This is a genomic window from Nocardia implantans, assembly GCF_035544775.1.
GTDB classification, from domain to species: domain Bacteria; phylum Actinomycetota; class Actinomycetes; order Mycobacteriales; family Mycobacteriaceae; genus Nocardia; species Nocardia implantans.
The window spans coordinates 240,153-255,783 of the sequence record NZ_JAYKYQ010000009.1 but is presented as its reverse complement, the minus strand read 5'-3'; the positions used below and the strand labels follow the sequence as shown (position 1 = coordinate 255,783).

The following is a 15,631-nucleotide window of genomic DNA, read 5'->3' as shown; positions in this document are numbered from 1 at the left end:
CAAGCACTACTCCATCATTTCCGCCACCACGAACGTAGGCGTGCTCCGCTCATCTGATCTCGATCTGTCCAGTCGGTCGGCCCAACTGCTGCGGCAGGTGCGGTCCCGGCGTAGAGGGCCGCCGCTATGTCCTTCGGCTCGATGCCGGTTGTGCAGGGGCTGTATCGGTGCGCAGGGCGGGTGCGATCCAGGTCGTGAGGTAGGCGCGCAGGGCGGCGCCGGTGCGGGGCGGGCGGCCGGGGTCGATGACGAAGGACTGCACGATCCGCAGCATGTGCTCGACGAGTTCGCCGAGGCGTGCGTCGTCGATGCCGGCCGCTGCCCAGTCGACGGCGAAGCGTTCCAGGATGGCGCGGCCGAAGCTGAGCGCGGTGTCCGAGGTGACGCCGGGGGAGAACGCGCCGGCTCGGCCCGGGGTGAGCAGCAGGCCGAGGTAGCGGTCGGTGGCCAGGCTTTCCAGCGTGTAGGCGATGCCTTCGACTACTGCCTCAGCGGGATCGGTGAGGTGGTCGAGGTGTGCGGCGAGGACGTCGAGGAACCGGCCGGTCTCGGCCAGCGCGGTCGCGGTCAGTAGCGCGTCGGCGTTGGCGAAGTAGCGGTAGACGGTCTGGCGGGTGACGCCGAGGTCCCGGGCGATTTCGGTCATGGTGAAGTCGCCGCTGCGCTCGATGGCAGCGCGTGCCGCGGCCACGATGCGGTCCACGGCTTCGGTGTCGTCGGCCGGAGCGGTGCCCGACCAGCCGTGTGTGCGCATCCGGACCCTTCCCAGTAGGCGATCGTGTCGAACCGACCCTAGCGAGTTCCGCGCCCCGGTGAATGAGGTCCCGCACCGAATTTAGACCATACAATATGAGTTGAGTGTATGGTCTGGTCTCATGACGACACATACCGGCCCCGCCTGCCCGACCGGGCTGACCGGGCTGACCGAGGAGCTGACCCGCCGCGCGCTGCGCCTGGTACTCGACGGGACCACCGACATGGCCGCACATCCACTGCGCGTGCCGCTGCACTACTACCGCGATCCGAAGATCACCGAGGTCGAGGAGTCGCAGATCCTGCGCCGCACCCCGCTGATGATCGTCCCCTCAGCGCGTATTCCCGAGCCGAACGATTACGTGGTGCGCAGCGTGCTCGGTGACTCGCTGCTGGTGACACGTGACCGGTCGGGCACCGTGCACGTGCTGCTGAACTACTGCCGCCACCGCGGCGCGCAACCGGCCTGCGGCTCCGGCAAGGCGACCCGCTTCACCTGCCCGTACCACGCCTGGACTTATCGCAATACCGGCGAGCTGGCTGGAGTGCCCGGCAAGGAGGGCTTCACCGGGATGAACCGCGCCGACTACGGCCTGGTCGAGCTGCCGAGTCAGGAACGCCACGGGTTCGTCTGGGCGGTCCTCACCGCCGGCGGCGACATCGACGTCGACGATCACCTCGGAACCATGGGTCCCGAATTGGCACAGCTGGACTATGCGAGCTACGGCTATCACGACGACCGCGAGTTCACCTCCGAGGTCAGCTGGAAAGGTGCGCTGGAAGCCTTCGCCGAGAGCTACCACTTCCCGTTCGTCCACGGCCAGAGCGTCATCGGGCAGAACACCGTCGCCAACACCTCCACCCACGACGCCTTCGGCCGCCACCACCGCATGGGCTTCCCCTTCACCTGGATTCGCGCGCTGGACACCGACCCCGCCGGCTCCTGGGACCCGCTGATGAACATGGGCGTCATCTACTGGATCTATCCGAACCTGGTACTGGCCAACAGCCCTGTCGGCGTCGAGATCCTGGACATGCTGCCCGCCGGCGCGCCCACTCGCTGCACCGTGCGACACAGCTGGATGGCCAAGATCCCCGCTACCAGCGACGAGCAACGCGAGGTCTACGACGGCATCTACGCCCAGGTCCACGCCGCCGTGCGCGACGAGGACTTCGCCATGCTGCCGCAGTGCGGCGAAGGCGTGCGCCAGGGCCAGCACGACCACATGATCATCGGCCGCAACGAGATCGGCGTCCAGCACATGATTCGCACCTTCGCCACCGAACTAGGTGTCGCCCTGGACTACGAGGAGACCACGTGACTACCCCACCCCGGCCCGCCGCACTCGACTCGCCGTTACTGCCGAAGATCTTCAAATACGCGGGCCGAGCTCAGGTGTGGATCTACCGCCGCACCGGCGGGCGGCTCGGCTCCCGCTGGCGTATCGGCGCCGGCTTCCGCAAGCCGGTGCCCACCCTGCTGCTCGAACACCGCGGCAGGCGCAGCGGCGCCGGCTACGTCACCCCGCTGCTCTACCGTGCCGACGGCGACGACATCGTGGTCGTCGCCTCGCAGGGAGGGCTGCCGAAACACCCGCAGTGGTACCACAACCTGCGCGCACACCCCGACACCCACATCCAGATCGGCCGCGAGCGCCGCCCCGTGTACGCCACAGTCGCCGACCCGACCCAACGCGCCCGGCTCTGGCCGCTGCTGGTCGAGACCTACGCCGACTTCGCCACCTACCAGTCCTGGACCGACCGCGAGATCCCCGTCGTCGTCCTGCGCCGCCGCAACCCCCAACCGGATTGCCCCGTTTCCCGGTAGTCGGCCGGCGCGTGGTGCAGGAGACGCCATCGAAAGGGGGAATCAGCAGGGCGCTCCGGTCCCCAGTCTTTGCGAAGCGCGACCGAGCCATCGTTTCGGCTGCCTCTCGGTCGAGAGAGCTTTCGGCGGGCGGGCGGGATGCTTCACGCCCGGCTCCCGCTCCGGTGTACGTTCCGCAAAGGCGCGGCCACCACGGCCGACCACGCCTACGGCGATCCCGAACGCGCCGCCCGCCAGCTCGGCAACACTCACGCGGTGGCCGAGACCCCTACATCGACGTGCCGGAGACCGTTCCCGACAATCGGGACGTCCTGGAACGCTGGGCCCGCGGCGACGAGGGCGAAAGTATGAGATTTCGACTGGCTCGGGTCGAATCCGGCCCTATGCCGATGAACGAGAAAACCCCTTCCGACGCTGGTCGGAAAGGGTTTTGTCTGTCGGGCTGACAGGATTTGAACCTGCGACCACTTGACCCCCAGGAATGGCGATCGGTCGTCGGTGTACGTCGCACACGTTGTGCATGTGGGCTCGATGCCCATGGCTCTCGTGAGATTGGCTGGCATGCAGAACGTGTGGTCCCCAGTTGGTCCCCACACTGCCAGGCATGGGCGCGGGCAGTGGTCAGCGTAAATACGGTAGCGGCTCGCATGTTGGGCAGAGGTGGAGCTGCACGACTGTCGTCGTCGTTGTCGTCAGAACTGTCGTCGCCACCCGGTGCGGCAGCCAACTCGGCCCCCAGATCGGTCGTCTGGGAAGTCTTTGCAGGTAGCCCAGTGGGTGTGTATGTGAGTCTGGTTCCGCGCCGGTACCAATTGCCTGGCGTGTGGTCGGAACGCAACTGGCGAGTCGTGAGACGCCAGTTCAAAGTCAGCCTTGCCCCGTCGTGTAGCCAACAGCCGTTCGCGGCTCGTTGGGCTCGCAATCTAGCCCAACTGGAGTACGTGTCGCCATATCCGAATAGCCTGGGGCACAGGATATATCAGTGCAGGAAGGGTCCGATGTCGTACTGGTGGGCGGGTAGTCGCGATGAGCGCTGTTGGATGGAGATTCGGAAGGGCGGTGATGGCCTGGGGCTTTACCTTGAATCTCCCGATCGAAAGATGAACGGGAACAGGGATCCGTGGTATGAGTTGGTGTCTTCCGTCCGAGCGGGCGAAACTGTTTACCACTACTACGGTCCAGAGCGGCGATTCGTCGGACGGTCGGTGACGGCAGCTGACTGCCTGCACGACCTGAGCTCGAACTTGTACAGCGTTGACCTGACCGGCTTCACCCCGCTGGGGGGCAACGTCGACCTGGCGAAGATCCGCTCGAAAGCGGAAGCCCTCTACGAGGCCCGAGATGCGTTGGAGGCGGCCTACGGCGAGCCGCTCTACCTTCCTTTCCAGTTCAAGCAGGATCGTTCATTGTTCGCTCCCATGTCCAACTACTTTGCCAAGCTGCCGAGGTCGTTCATCGAGATTCTGTTCGACGATGAGGATGTGCTGGTGCAGCAGCCAAAGTCTCGTGGCAGCTCTGGGTCTCCTAGGGAAGGCCGGCGAGGGTTCCTGCAACCGTTCAAAGCCAAGGCGGACACTGACTACATCAGCAATGTCGTAGGCGGGAAAAGCGTACGGACACGCAGCCATGAGACGCTGGTCAACAACTTCGCGGTGTGGCTCGAAGCCTGCGGCCTAGTGCCGCTGCGAAATGCCGCAGTCGATCTCGCAACCGACGAACCACCTGTGGTGATTGAGGCCAAAACAGTCAACGGGCATCCGGCAGACGCGATTCGCGCAGCTGTCGGGCAGCTATACGAGTACCGGTACTTCCAGGTAGTGCAGGATGACGCGGGACTGATCTTCCTAGCCGACGAGGCCATACATGCCAAGTGGTGTGCTTACCTTGAGGAAGACCGCGAGATTGGACTCGCGTGGCCAGATGGCCGGGGGTTCCACTTGAGCCACCTGGCACGGGAGTACCTCACTCTGTAGGACGAGTAATCGGATGCTTCCGCGGGATTCATCGACCTTCCCTCGGCCATGCTGCGCTGGCGATGGCTCAGCAACCAAGCCTGATAGGAGCTCGAAGCTGACCCGGGCTGTGTTCGTGTCGATTGGGCGCGGGTGGTTTTCAATCACCGCGTGATGGAGGACTACCACTCGCTACCATCGGTCGCCATCGAGCCTGAATGCGCTGATAGATCGGAATATTCTAAGTTGGAGAATTGCAAATGACTGATTCGGAATTGTCAGATTGGCGCCAAATGTTCGAGATTGAAGAGAACCGACACTTTGAACCACGGGTGCGTGTTCGAAGTCGAGTGGGACCGGTATCGTTGCAAGCGAAGGGGAGTCGTAAGCAAAAGTACATGAACGCCCTTAGGGCTGCGATCGCAGCGTCTACAGAAATGTTGTTCGTTGGCGATGTGAAGGTGGAGATAACCTGGACCGTAGAGGAAGATGCTCGCTACAGGACGCATTTTATTGCCGACATTGACAATATCGTGAAGCCGCTACTCGACGGCATCACTGGTCCAGGTTGCGTCTTGATTGACGACAACCAGGTTCAGGCGCTGTGTGTCAGTTGGTTGGCTCCCTCATTTCCGGGGTTTCATTTTGAGATGGAGGTGCGGAGCCTGATGGTTGACGACCACGTCACGAGAAAGAACGTGACCTTCGTGGAGTTCGATGACGGTCTATGCTATCCAATAGCCACCAAGGATCCGGAAAGGCTGAGAAAGATCGTGACGAGAATGCGTCAGATGATGGATACGGAGAAGGAAATGATTCTAGAGGGATTTCCACCGTCGCAGGCAAACGGGGTGAGATCAGTTCAACGTCCGTTTCCGCGTGCGCGCCTGTCCGGTTACGAATTAGTTCCAGCAGGACACTTCTTGGGGGATTGAGCCGAAGACTGGTCACCTTGTGCTCCGGAGGCAGCCTCGGACTCGGGTTTCGGAGTGGCTGTCGTTGTCGCTTCACTCGGCGATTCGGTCTTCGACTGCATCCCGGCGTCTGATGTGCTTCTGTCAGCGACGTGCCATGCGGGCCTGTGTCGCGTAGCCCCGGAGGCTCGATTGCGAACAGTGCTTCACGAGAGCGGTTCACGCCCGAATCGGTGTGTTCCGCGATGGTCGGCAGGTTGGCATTGATGGCCTGAACTGGCCGACGTTATTGGTTGCGTTGGCGTGTGACGGTGCGGTGCTGCTGCGTATCGTAGCTGCGGAGTAGGTTCCAGTTCGCGGGGGTACGCGACGGACGTGGTTCTTCGGGGGGTCAGTGGGCTTTTGTAGTCCGAAAGTAGCGGTACGGTCGTATGTTCGGACGCGCTTGGCTTGCTACCTCGCCTCCAGTACAGCGGCGATGATGCGGCCTGCGGCTTGGTCAGGGGCTTCATGCTCCCAAACCCTTAGTACTGTCCAACCGGTCTGCCGAAGGAGCGTGTTCGTCCGTGAGTCTCGTTCTCTGTTCGCGCTGATCTTGTTAGCCCAGAATTCCGCGTTCGTTCGAGATGGTCTGTGGTGCTCGGGGCAGCCGTGCCAGAAACAGCCGTCGATGAACACCGCTACTTTGGCCCGAGTGAATACGAGATCGGCCCGCATGCGCCGGTTTCCCTTCAGGGGCGGGTAGTCGACGCGGTATCGCAGTCCTGCGGCATGGACAAGACGCCGGATGGCTAGCTCAGGGCGGGTGTCGCGGCGTCGGTTGGCACGCATCGCTGAGCGGACAGCTGCGGTAGATGCCCAGCTTGCACCCGCTTTTTCAGTTTCAACCATGACTATCCCCGATCTTGTGGGACCTCACGGATAGGATGCCCGGCATGCGGAGTGTAGAGCTGTTCGCGGGAGGTGGCGGGTTGGCCCTTGGGTCACACCTGGCAGGGTTCACGACTGAGGTCGTCGCTGAGTGGGCCAAGTGGGCGTGTGACACTCTCCGTGAGAACAGGGAGGCGGGGCATCCCCTGGTACAGGGTATCGAGGTGTGCGAAGGTGACGTTCGTGACGTCGATTGGTCCGCGATCCCTGACGGGGTCGATATTGTGACTGGTGGTCCGCCGTGTCAGCCGTTTAGCGCAGGCGGGAAGGCGCGCGCGGCCGACGATGCGCGCGACATGTTTCCCGCTACTGCTGAGGTGATCCGGCAACTTCGACCTCGCGCCTTCATCGTGGAGAACGTTCGCGGCCTGACACGACCGGCGTTCGCCGACTACTACTCGTATATTCAACTGCGGCTGGCGCACCCCGAGTTGGTCAGCCGCGACGGTGAAGCCTGGGATGCGCATTTCGCTCGGCTGCAAGCTGAGCACACCTCCATCAGATCGGACCTTCAGTACAAGGTGCTGCCTACATTGGTCAACGCTGCGGATTACGGTGTTCCCCAGCAGAGGTGGCGAGTGTTCTTCGTTGGCTTTCGGTCCGACGTCGACGCCGAGTGGTCGTTTCCGAAGGCCACGCACTCAGCAGCGGCGTTGCGCTACTCGCAAGATCACGGCACGTACTGGGACCGACACAAGGTCGCCAAGAAGTACCGCACCACCACCGTTCGGCAGTCTGGATTGTTCGAGAGTCCGCTTCAGCCGTGGAGAACGGTCCGGGATGCGCTTGAGGGTCTACCGGAGCCGACCCGGGATGGCAGTACCGAGTTCCTGAATCATGTGTTCCAACCGGGTGCGCGTTCGTATCCGGGACACACCGGCTCATACATCGATCAGCCAGCCAAGGCGCTCAAGGCTGGCGTGCACGGGGTACCCGGTGGAGAGAACATGCTCCGGGATGTCGATGGTTCTGTTCGATACTTCACTGTGCGCGAGGCGGCGCGGTTGCAGACGTTCCCCGATCGCTACCGACTGCACGGACCTTGGGGAGAGGCGATGCGGCAACTGGGTAACGCGGTGCCGGTCTTGCTGGCCGAGAAGGTCGCGCTCTCGGTTCGCGAGCACCTCGAACTGGCAACTGTCCGTGGGCATGTGAAGCAGGCGAAGAACCGGCGAAGTAAAGTTCCCGCGTGACCACACCGTTCAACCCGCTCGATATGGAAAACCTCGCGCAGTCGGTGATCAGCCGGATGGAGGAAGCAGAGGCGACGCCGTTGGGTGAGTTATCCTCCTTCTTCGGCGCAGGCGTGTACGAGATCTATTACCGGGGTCCGTTCGGCGCCTACGAGCGTCTCTCCGCGCGCAATGAAGAGACGTGGGCTTGGCCGATCTACGTCGGCAAGGCGGTACCGGCAGGCGGCCGACGAGGGCTTGAGGCACTTGACCATGACAACTCAACCGCGTTGTTCAAGCGGATCCGCGAACACGCGGCCAGTATTCGCGCTGCCGAGAATCTTGATATCAGCGATTTCGCCGTTCGCTGGCTCGTCGTTCAGGACATCTGGATCGCGCTGGGCGAGTCTGCTTTGATCCGTCGGTACACACCGGTATGGAACTCGCTGCTGGATGGTTTCGGCAACCATGATCCCGGTAAGGGACGTATCAATGGGGTGAGGAGCCGTTGGGACACCCTCCATCCCGGCCGGCCCTTCGCCTCAAAATATCCGGAAAGAGCCGAAACTGCGACAGATATCGAACAGGACATCGTCGAATATCTGAGGAGTCGCTTGTAACGTGCGGCGGCGTCACTGGATGTGTGGCCCGCACCCGATCCCTCGGCCGTACCTGGTCGGGGGATCTTCTGTGTTTGGACAGCTTTGCGGGGCTCACCGAACGACTTCGTCTCGCCTGCTCCCCTCTACTGGCTGTCCCGAACTGAGGGAGGTTGTTTCAAGGGCGCTCTTTCCCTTGACTCGGCCGAGCGAGGTCAGGTAAACGGAATGCGGCAGGGGTTTCCGCCACCAAGCGGTTCATCTCTTCGCGGCGGCTCAGAGCTGCGGACGACCTTCAGCGCCGTATGTACCGGTATCGTCTCCTCGCATGTAGGCCGCGTGTTGTGCGTCGGCGCGAGAGGCGATCTCTGATGCGATCCTGGCGTGCTCAAGCCATCGAATGACCACCACGACGATCACCACCACTACGGCCAAGATGACGCCGCTCACGATGTTCTGTGGTTGACCGTTGATCGCGTTACCGATCGCAACAGCAGCACCCGCCACCACAGCAGCAGCTGCTATCCATTTCGGGTATCTGTAGATGTAGTCAGCCACCACTCGGTAAGCGCGCTTGGTCTCTTCGGGGTGGGCGATGCACCACCGCACACCCCAGTACATGAGCACGTACGGCCAGAACAGTATGAACAGCAGCACTTTGATGATCTTCACGTCTACTCCGGATTCTCAAGACAACCGGACTATCGAAGCAGACGTTGAGAGTTGTTGCGGTCAAACGGCACCAAGGCCAGGCCCCCGCTTCGGACTGCTAGCTTCGTGACAAGGCTGCGGGAGGCAAGTCGGGTACGGCACACGACGCGCCCAGCACTGCTCGGCAATCCGAAAGGCGACCTGCGCCGGCGAGGTGACCCGCGGTAGGCCCTGGGATGGGTGGGCCTGCGCAGGAGGGGGCAGGCTTCCCCTGCCTGCCCCGTAGGGCCTGACCCTTCGCGCGTAGAGGCTCCAGGGTCGAGGGTGGGCGGAGCCCATCAGCGAAGCTGACGCCGGTAGGCGCCCTTGACGCTGGAGGGGCGCGCGGACACACTGCAGGCCCATCCATTCCAGGGCCGCGCGGCCGAAGGACGCGGAAGTACTTGCTACAGACAGGTTCTGGCCCGTGTCGTCTTTAATCTAAGTAATAGGCGAATTCGGCAGTCGGTCGTGGTGGCCGGGTTCGGTGACCGGACCTGGTTGTAGCTGGCCCGGTCACCGTGTTCGGATCAGAACGGCGGCTCGTTGGCGTCGACGGTGCTGGTGCCGTTGCGGGTCCAGCGGGTGATCTGTGCGGTCTGGCCTTTCAGGTCGACGGCGACGGTGTCGGCGGTGAGTTCGAGGGCGGCGCGGGGCTTGGCGTCCTTGCCGAGGTAGGGGTCGACGGTCAGGCGGTGGCCGGTGACGGTGACGCGGCAGCCCTTGGTCAGGCTGTCTCCGGCGAGTTGGGCCAGGTCGCCCCAGCAGTTGATCCGGATGACGGTCTTGGCGGCGTCGACCCATTCGTTGCGGTCGCGGTCGTAGCGGCGGTCGTTGGAGATGACGGTGAAGTTGGTGACGAGTTTGCCGGTGTTCGTGACGCGGGGTTCGGGGTTGTCGGCGAGGTGGCCGGTGATGGTGACGGTGACGTTGCTGGACATGACGGCTTCCTCCTGGCGGGGGTTGGGGGCTCGGTCGGCTCCCGGTGGTTGGTGGGACGGAGGACGCGGTGGCGGGGCATGCACGGTCACGTCAAGGCTCGCCATGGAGCCGTCTCACTGAAAGCACATTGTGCGGCAGCTCAATTGGTGAGGCGGTTCGTGGTGACTCGTCTTGGCCTTGTCGGGATCGGGTAGGGCCTGCCATGGTGGCATCCGCCCCGCCGGACACTGGGTGTCGTCCGTGCCGCTCCCCGGCGGGAGGAAGTTGTCGTGGTCGGTGACGGCGGCGGCGCCAGCAGTGGATGCCTGGTCGGCATCACCGAATCTTGTGACGCGGGCGGCTGCGGGCTCGGCGTCGACTGCACCGGGAGCTCCAGCGGCCGGTGGTGCGGGCGTGGTCGCGGCGGAGGGGGCGGTGCCGACATGACCGTCAGTAGGAGCGGCTGCCAGGGCGGCGTGGTCTGGCGCGCTGGAGGCAGCCAGAGCACGGGGTGCTGGGGCGCTGGTGCCGGGTGCCGTCTGCCCGTTGGGTCCTGGCTCGGGAAGGGCGTCGAGTGCCGGGACGGTCGCGGGCACATCGTCGGCGTCGTGGCCGTCGGCGTGGAAGGTCAGAGTGTGCGGGTCGCCGGCTGGATTCGCGGCGGTGGCAGCGGTGGCGAGGTCGACGTGCCGGTGTGCTGGTCCGGGCGCGGTGAGCGGGTCTGATGCGGGCGGGGCAGGTTAGCGAGGACGGCTACCGCGGTCGGCTGCCGGATTCGTCTAGTACTTCGATCAACTGCGGCCCGCTGGTGTGTGCCGCGCGACGCCGAGCCTCCGGCCGCGCGGAGCTTGCGGAGCGCGGCCGTTGTGGGTCGCTGCGTGGCGCGGCGCGCGCCAGCGCGCCGCCTTGATCCTGTATGGCCAAATTCGGCAACAACTCAGCAGTTCCGGCTCGCGCCATAGTAGGATCAACAGCTGTCTGAGCGACCAGGGGGGGATATGAATCTTACAGGAGCGCCGATACGTTGAAGGCTGTCTTGCCCGAGTGGTATGGCCCGAACGACGACCAGATAAAGTCTTTCGTTACCGAGGCCACCATCGCATTAGACGCAAACATCCTGCTCGCACCGTATAGAGTTGGAGATAAGCAGCGGACCGATCTTTTCAAAGTATTACGACAGGTCTCCGAGAGGCTATGGGTCCCATATCAGTCTGCGCTCGAATATCAGAGAAATCGCTTAAGTGTAGCATCCCAGCAGCAGCAACTTTATGACTCTATCGCAAAGATTGGTACCGAAAGGTTTGATGAAGCGCTTGAAGGCACTATAGCCAAGCTGGAAGAGCTTCGTTCGCAAGCGATAAAGGGCCTGCGTGATAACGACATAAGCGGTGTTATTGCGAACGGATTTTCTGAAACATTGGAAGAGATAAAGAAGGTTGGTAAACTTCGCAAGGAGAAGATGCGGCAGGATTTTGACGAGCTGCGACAAAAACATGCCATAGACTTCACTATTGTTCGAAAAGATGATCCGATTCGTGCTGAATTAGATTCGATAATATTGCCGGGTAATATTGGCAAAAGGCTCGATGGGCCGACACGCTCAGATCGGGTGAAGAAGGCTCAAGAACGAGTATCCAATGGAATTCCACCTGGCTACAAAGACGCAGGCAAGGAGGATCCTACCGGCGACTGTCTAATTTGGTTCGAACTTTTAGACTTGGCAAAAGAGAGCTCTCGGCCAGTGCTTTTTGTTACCGATGACGAGAAAAAGGAGGACTGGTACGAGAGGGTTCATGGTCAAACGATCGGGCCGCGGGTCGAGCTTCGAGCCGAGATGTTGGAATTCGCCGGGCAGCCTTATCATCAAACAACACTTGATAGGTTTCTTCAACTCGCTAACGTTCATCTCAAGTCAGCGGTACCTGAGGAAACTATCAGCCAGTATCGAACAACAAGATCGGAATCCAAAACGGAAAGATTGCTACGAGAAGCACTCAGCGCGACAGGGGTTGATCAGAGTTCCGATGGCGGTCCTGCGCAACTCAGCGACATCGAAATGCTGTTAGAGCAAGAGTTGGCGGTGCTTCAGGCCGAGCGGAGAAAGGCGAGAGTGGCGCGACGAAACAAAGTGGCCCTTCTTACCGACTCGGATCGGCACAGGGTGGCCCGGGAAAATGCGCGTGCTCTTACCAATCAAGGCATGCATGCGGAGGCGATCAGTCTCCTCGAAAATCTCCTTGAATCCGAACTTGTGAAAGGGGCGTATACTGACCTGGAGCCTATGAGAACGCAGATCGCACTTGCTCATGCTTTCAGGGGTGCCGGAGACGTTGATTCGGGCATTAATGTACTGAATAGGCTATATGTTAAACAGAAAGTTAAATTCGGTGAAGAAGATCCTCGCTGTGAGTCTACGGCAAGGCTCATCAATGACATGTTGTCCTCAATCGCTGACATGGATATGTCGTAACGGTGCTGCGTGACGCCCGGCTCTGGTGGCAGCAACAACGCTGATGCCCCGGTAGGCGCTGCCTCCGAGAGTCCCACTCCACGCGCCCCGTGGCAGTGAGCGCAATGCAATCTCGGTGCGCCTAATCGGTGTGTGGTTCCCATCTGCGCTTGGTGCTTCTGACGGCTACCGTGGTGGCCATGACGCAGAACCTCGTGAACTGGGCCGCAGATGTCGCTTGGGAGCATCTGCGTGCTTTACCTCGCCGGCTAAGTCATGTGGAGGGCGTTGCGCGGAGGGCTGCGTTGGCGGCGGACGTCGCGGATGATGGGGAATTGCTTGTGGCTGCGGGTTGGCTACATGACGTGGGGTATGCGCCGAGCCTGGTGCGAACCGGATTTCACCCGGTCGATGGAGCTACGTACCTGCGGGAGACTGGCGCGTCCGAGCGGTTATGTGCACTCGTGGCGAACCACTCGTGCGCCCGCATTGAGGCGCGCAACCGCGGACTCGTCATCGAGTGGCCGGATGAACAGAGTCCGCTTCGTGATGCGCTGTGGTGGGCCGATATGACGACGACGGCCTCAGGCGAGGACACGACACTCTCCGAGCGGTTGTCGGATGTCTACCGGCGGTATGGGGACGGCGACGTTGTCAGTCGATCATTGCGGGAAGCGGAACCAACTTTGCGTGACGCGGTCGAGCGAACCGAAGGCCGGATGCGGCTTCAGGTGAAGTAGGGCTCCTCGCTCGGTTGTAATCCTCGCTGAATCCGTTCTCGGATTGACGGATGTATATCAAGAGTTGCCAATTCGTCCGATGCAACCCAGCAAACGGCCTTGGATTCCGAGCTTTTTCTGAGCCTCCCGCCGACCGGCTCTGCCTTGAAGCAGATTGAAAACTCTTGACGGACCTCACCATCGTCGTACGCGACAACGTGGCGTGGATTGGAGAAGACTCCAAGTAGCGCAATCGGCCGGACTAGTATTCCGGTTTCCTCGGCGACCTCTCGAACGACCGCGTCGGCTACGGTCTCGCCGACCTCCATGCCTCCGCCCGGAATTGAGTACTTGTTGTTATCGGTCCGGTGAATCATGAGGATCCGACCCTCGGCGTCCTGAACAAACGCGCTGACAGCGACCTTGAGACTGTTTGCGGCGGGGGCCTCGGCGTCATTGAAGTAGTCAGTTCTCATGCCGCACCCTCCTGAAGAGCCGCAGGCCGCGAGCCAGCCCAGACCTGTTCGAAGCTCGTGACATACGTATCGAACAAGTCACCCCCTGAGAGTCGACGCAGATGCATAGCAGGTGCATACGCGCCAGGTTGACCGTAGACGTGCATGTTGACAACCATCTCATCATCGAATCGAAAGATCGAGTTGTACAGAGTGGTCTCGTGGTAGTGCAGCTCGATGCCGTCAATCTGAGCCAGCGGCGAAACCAGCGCCAGCGCATTGCGAATCCGCGCCGAGACTGTTCCCTGTGCGAGCCGTTCTTCACTGGCGCGCTTGTCCGCCTCGTCCGCAACCGGATCTCCAAACAGCAAGCGTATGGAGGTGCCCTGGTGCGCCTTCTGCTTGATCTTCCTGGTGAACGAAGGCTCTTCGGCTAAGAACAGTCCTGCCAGGACAAGGATTTCGATGCGGTCGTTGGCGCTTTGAAGCAGGCGCGTCCAGAGGTCGGCGGGAACAGAATTCCGGTGTGGATATACCTTGACCACTTCGGACTCAGCGATCGCCGAGCGTCGATTGGGGCTGATTGCCTCGGGCCACAGATAGCTTTCGGTCTCTTTGACCAGTGAGGCGACTGTGTGCCGATGACGCGGATAGGGCGCACGTCCCTTAGTGATCCACCGCTCAACGGTCTTCTGATCGACGCCCGTCGCTTCGGCTACTGTCTCGGTGCTCAGGCCGTTGCGGAGAAGCGCTTCGCGCAGTCTCTCGTTCACCATGCCGCCTCCTAGGGACGAATAGGGACGACTTAAGCGTATCCGAGACGTCTCTAGTTGTCCACGTATGCGGTCTTCCTGTCGCGCCATTTGTCGGAAAGTACTGGTCGGCACAGCAATTTGCGAAGCAGAAGGAGTTTGAGCGATGGCTTTGAAGGATGTTTGGTTCACCCCGGCGTTCGAGGACGCGTTTCCGATGGGCCTGTTCCTGTTGGGGGAGATCGCGCCGGTGACGGAGTTCAGCTCCGACCGCAACGCGCCGAAGCGTCAGCGGCTGGATCTGGACGCGGAGGGCAACGGCACCGGTAAGCGGCTGTGGAAGGGCACGGTCACCGACCCGGCGGCGGCGAACGCCCGGCAGGCCAGCTTCGACATCGTGTTCGTCGCGGATGTGCAGCCGGTTCCGGCAGCCCCGGAGATCGCGCGGGGTATGCGGCCGGTCGAGCTGGAGGGGTTGCAGGTCAAGCCGAAGATCGCCGGTCAGGGTGAGTTCAAGTCGATCGGCTGGACGATCCGCGCGACCGGGATCAAGGGCGACAACTCCGGTGCCAAGTCGGCTGCGAAGGCGGCGTGATCATGTCGTTCTTCAACACCACGGTTTCCGGTTACGACGGGATCGCCGTCGAGTACAAGGCCGAGCGGGAGAGCACCTACGGGCGGAATCCCGCGTGGGTGCATGTGGCGTTGTCCGGTTCGGATGCGTATCTGTGCCTGAGCATCGTCGATGCCCGCACGCTGGCGCAGGCCCTGCCCGGCATCCTGGCCGAGCATGATGCCGCGGTGTCCGCGTCGGTGGATAAGGCCGCCTGAGGATGGGTGCGGCGGATCGGTCGGCGGGGATGCGTCTTGCGCGCTGGTCCGCCGTGGTCATCATCATCGCGGTCGGTGCGGCGGCGTTCCGGCTGTCGTTCGCCACGCTGAAGGATCTGGCGGTGCTCGCGCATGTCCCGGCGTCGGATGCGTGGCTGTTCCCGCTGATCGTGGACGGCACGATCCTGCTGGCGACGTTCGGGGTGCTGGTCTTGGCCAATGCTCCCGAGCGCCGGTTCTTCGTGACGGTTCTGGTGGTCGGGTCGGTGGTGTCGGTGGCGGGTAACTCGCTGCACGCGGTCGCGGCCGGTCGGGAGCTGCCGTGGTGGGCGTCGGCGTTGGTGGCTGCGATCGCCCCGATTTCCCTGCTGGCCGACACGCACGGGTTGGCGCTGTTGATCCGTGCCGCACAACGAGATTCGGCACCCGAACCGGCTCCTGTTCCTGTGGTCGAGCCTGCCGCAGAGCAGACCCCGGCCGAACCGGAGCGTGAGCCGGAACCGGTGTCGGTTCCCGAGCCCGATCCCGTGCCTGACTCGTTGCAGGTGCCTGAGCCGGTGCGGGTGGCTGAGCTTCGTCCGGCGCCTGTCGCGTCGGTTCATCCTGTTCCTTCTTCGCGACCGCAGCAAACGATGCTGCCGATCGCTGTTCCTGTTGGGGGTTGAG

The 15,631-nt window shown here is 62.2% G+C and carries 18 protein-coding genes; 12 read left to right on the top strand and 6 right to left on the bottom strand.

The annotated features are described in order from the left end of the window. Positions 1–124 precede the first annotated feature (124 nt). A complete protein-coding gene (locus U3653_RS22280) occupies positions 125–754 on the bottom strand; it encodes a TetR/AcrR family transcriptional regulator (protein WP_195081556.1) in 630 nt (209 codons plus the stop codon). A gap of 121 nt (positions 755–875) precedes the next feature. Between U3653_RS22280 and U3653_RS22275 the strand changes: the two genes are divergently transcribed. The 4 genes from U3653_RS22275 (at position 876) to U3653_RS22260 (ending at position 5,468) form a co-directional block, all read left to right on the top strand. Continuing rightward, complete coding sequence (locus U3653_RS22275) at positions 876–2,075, top strand: aromatic ring-hydroxylating oxygenase subunit alpha (protein WP_195081557.1); 1,200 nt, start codon at positions 876–878, stop codon at positions 2,073–2,075. After that, positions 2,072–2,581 (top strand): nitroreductase family deazaflavin-dependent oxidoreductase, encoded by a 510-nt coding sequence (locus U3653_RS22270; protein ID WP_195081558.1) that lies wholly within the window; start codon positions 2,072–2,074, stop codon positions 2,579–2,581. The genes U3653_RS22275 and U3653_RS22270 overlap by 4 nt, the downstream gene beginning before the upstream one ends. Before the next feature lie 1,040 nt (positions 2,582–3,621). Next, on the top strand, positions 3,622–4,554 hold the full coding sequence (locus tag U3653_RS22265) for a hypothetical protein (RefSeq protein ID WP_195081559.1): 933 nt from the start codon (positions 3,622–3,624) through the stop codon (positions 4,552–4,554). 239 nt (positions 4,555–4,793) lie between these two features. Further along, a complete protein-coding gene (locus U3653_RS22260; protein ID WP_195081560.1) occupies positions 4,794–5,468 on the top strand; it encodes a RusA family crossover junction endodeoxyribonuclease in 675 nt (224 codons plus the stop codon). A 432-nt stretch (positions 5,469–5,900) separates the two neighbouring features. Here U3653_RS22260 and U3653_RS22255 read toward each other — a convergent pair whose 3' ends face one another. Continuing rightward, on the bottom strand, positions 5,901–6,338 hold the full coding sequence (locus U3653_RS22255; RefSeq protein ID WP_195081561.1) for a very short patch repair endonuclease: 438 nt from the start codon (positions 6,336–6,338) through the stop codon (positions 5,901–5,903). Positions 6,339–6,382: 44 nt separating this feature from the next. Between U3653_RS22255 and U3653_RS22250 the strand changes: the two genes are divergently transcribed. After that, positions 6,383–7,570 carry a DNA cytosine methyltransferase gene (locus tag U3653_RS22250; protein ID WP_195081562.1) on the top strand — a complete coding sequence of 396 codons (1,188 nt, stop codon included), beginning with the start codon at positions 6,383–6,385 and terminating at the stop codon, positions 7,568–7,570. Then, positions 7,567–8,169: an Eco29kI family restriction endonuclease gene (locus tag U3653_RS22245; protein ID WP_323124302.1), complete on the top strand. Its 603-nt coding sequence runs from the start codon at positions 7,567–7,569 to the stop codon at positions 8,167–8,169. The genes U3653_RS22250 and U3653_RS22245 overlap by 4 nt, the downstream gene beginning before the upstream one ends. Before the next feature lie 255 nt (positions 8,170–8,424). Here U3653_RS22245 and U3653_RS22240 read toward each other — a convergent pair whose 3' ends face one another. Both U3653_RS22240 and ssb read right to left on the bottom strand, forming a co-directional pair. Next, a complete protein-coding gene (locus U3653_RS22240; RefSeq protein WP_195081563.1) occupies positions 8,425–8,820 on the bottom strand; it encodes a hypothetical protein in 396 nt (131 codons plus the stop codon). Positions 8,821–9,368: 548 nt separating this feature from the next. Then, positions 9,369–9,779, bottom strand: coding sequence for a single-stranded DNA-binding protein (gene ssb, locus U3653_RS22235; protein WP_195081564.1), 411 nt, complete (start codon positions 9,777–9,779; stop codon positions 9,369–9,371). A 423-nt stretch (positions 9,780–10,202) separates the two neighbouring features. Here ssb and U3653_RS22230 point away from each other — a divergent pair, with 423 nt between their 5' ends. The 3 genes from U3653_RS22230 (at position 10,203) to U3653_RS22220 (ending at position 12,948) form a co-directional block, all read left to right on the top strand. Continuing rightward, a complete protein-coding gene (locus U3653_RS22230; protein WP_195081565.1) occupies positions 10,203–10,484 on the top strand; it encodes a hypothetical protein in 282 nt (93 codons plus the stop codon). A gap of 299 nt (positions 10,485–10,783) precedes the next feature. Continuing rightward, positions 10,784–12,229 carry a PIN-like domain-containing protein gene (locus U3653_RS22225; RefSeq protein ID WP_195081566.1) on the top strand — a complete coding sequence of 482 codons (1,446 nt, stop codon included), beginning with the start codon at positions 10,784–10,786 and terminating at the stop codon, positions 12,227–12,229. Positions 12,230–12,408: 179 nt separating this feature from the next. Beyond that, positions 12,409–12,948 carry an HD domain-containing protein gene (locus tag U3653_RS22220; protein WP_195081567.1) on the top strand — a complete coding sequence of 180 codons (540 nt, stop codon included), beginning with the start codon at positions 12,409–12,411 and terminating at the stop codon, positions 12,946–12,948. Here the strand turns inward: U3653_RS22220 and U3653_RS22215 are convergent. Both U3653_RS22215 and U3653_RS22210 read right to left on the bottom strand, forming a co-directional pair. Further along, positions 12,936–13,403, bottom strand: a complete 468-nt coding sequence (locus U3653_RS22215; protein ID WP_195081568.1) for an NUDIX hydrolase — start codon at positions 13,401–13,403, stop codon at positions 12,936–12,938. The genes U3653_RS22220 and U3653_RS22215 overlap by 13 nt on opposite strands. Then, positions 13,400–14,158, bottom strand: a complete 759-nt coding sequence (locus tag U3653_RS22210) for a DUF5919 domain-containing protein (RefSeq protein ID WP_195081569.1) — start codon at positions 14,156–14,158, stop codon at positions 13,400–13,402. The genes U3653_RS22215 and U3653_RS22210 overlap by 4 nt, the downstream gene beginning before the upstream one ends. A gap of 142 nt (positions 14,159–14,300) precedes the next feature. Between U3653_RS22210 and U3653_RS22205 the strand changes: the two genes are divergently transcribed. From U3653_RS22205 to U3653_RS22195, 3 genes are read left to right on the top strand one after another with little or no spacing between them, the layout of a single operon-like run. After that, the gene (locus U3653_RS22205; protein WP_195081570.1) at positions 14,301–14,729 is read left to right on the top strand and encodes a hypothetical protein; all 429 of its coding nucleotides are present in this window, start codon (positions 14,301–14,303) and stop codon (positions 14,727–14,729) included. Positions 14,730–14,731: 2 nt separating this feature from the next. Continuing rightward, positions 14,732–14,965 (top strand): hypothetical protein, encoded by a 234-nt coding sequence (locus U3653_RS22200; RefSeq protein ID WP_195081571.1) that lies wholly within the window; start codon positions 14,732–14,734, stop codon positions 14,963–14,965. Positions 14,966–14,967: 2 nt separating this feature from the next. Beyond that, on the top strand, positions 14,968–15,630 hold the full coding sequence (locus U3653_RS22195) for a DUF2637 domain-containing protein (protein ID WP_324722443.1): 663 nt from the start codon (positions 14,968–14,970) through the stop codon (positions 15,628–15,630). Position 15,631: the final 1 nt, after the last annotated feature.

Excerpts from the sequence above, each read along its gene's own strand:
- ssb (WP_195081564.1), bottom strand. The coding sequence starts at position 9,779 with ATGTCCAGCAACGTCACCGTCACCATCACCGGCCACCTCGCCGACAAC.
- U3653_RS22220 (WP_195081567.1), top strand. The coding sequence starts at position 12,409 with ATGACGCAGAACCTCGTGAACTGGGCCGCAGATGTCGCTTGGGAGCAT.
- U3653_RS22265 (WP_195081559.1), top strand. The coding sequence starts at position 3,622 with ATGGAGATTCGGAAGGGCGGTGATGGCCTGGGGCTTTACCTTGAATCT.
- U3653_RS22250 (WP_195081562.1), top strand. The coding sequence starts at position 6,383 with ATGCGGAGTGTAGAGCTGTTCGCGGGAGGTGGCGGGTTGGCCCTTGGG.
- U3653_RS22260 (WP_195081560.1), top strand. The coding sequence starts at position 4,794 with ATGACTGATTCGGAATTGTCAGATTGGCGCCAAATGTTCGAGATTGAA.
- U3653_RS22195 (WP_324722443.1), top strand. The coding sequence starts at position 14,968 with ATGGGTGCGGCGGATCGGTCGGCGGGGATGCGTCTTGCGCGCTGGTCC.
- U3653_RS22215 (WP_195081568.1), bottom strand. The coding sequence starts at position 13,403 with ATGAGAACTGACTACTTCAATGACGCCGAGGCCCCCGCCGCAAACAGT.
- U3653_RS22205 (WP_195081570.1), top strand. The coding sequence starts at position 14,301 with ATGGCTTTGAAGGATGTTTGGTTCACCCCGGCGTTCGAGGACGCGTTT.
- U3653_RS22210 (WP_195081569.1), bottom strand. The coding sequence starts at position 14,158 with ATGGTGAACGAGAGACTGCGCGAAGCGCTTCTCCGCAACGGCCTGAGC.
- U3653_RS22230 (WP_195081565.1), top strand. The coding sequence starts at position 10,203 with ATGACCGTCAGTAGGAGCGGCTGCCAGGGCGGCGTGGTCTGGCGCGCT.
- U3653_RS22275 (WP_195081557.1), top strand. The coding sequence starts at position 876 with ATGACGACACATACCGGCCCCGCCTGCCCGACCGGGCTGACCGGGCTG.
- U3653_RS22280 (WP_195081556.1), bottom strand. The coding sequence starts at position 754 with ATGCGCACACACGGCTGGTCGGGCACCGCTCCGGCCGACGACACCGAA.
- U3653_RS22200 (WP_195081571.1), top strand. The coding sequence starts at position 14,732 with ATGTCGTTCTTCAACACCACGGTTTCCGGTTACGACGGGATCGCCGTC.
- U3653_RS22255 (WP_195081561.1), bottom strand. The coding sequence starts at position 6,338 with ATGGTTGAAACTGAAAAAGCGGGTGCAAGCTGGGCATCTACCGCAGCT.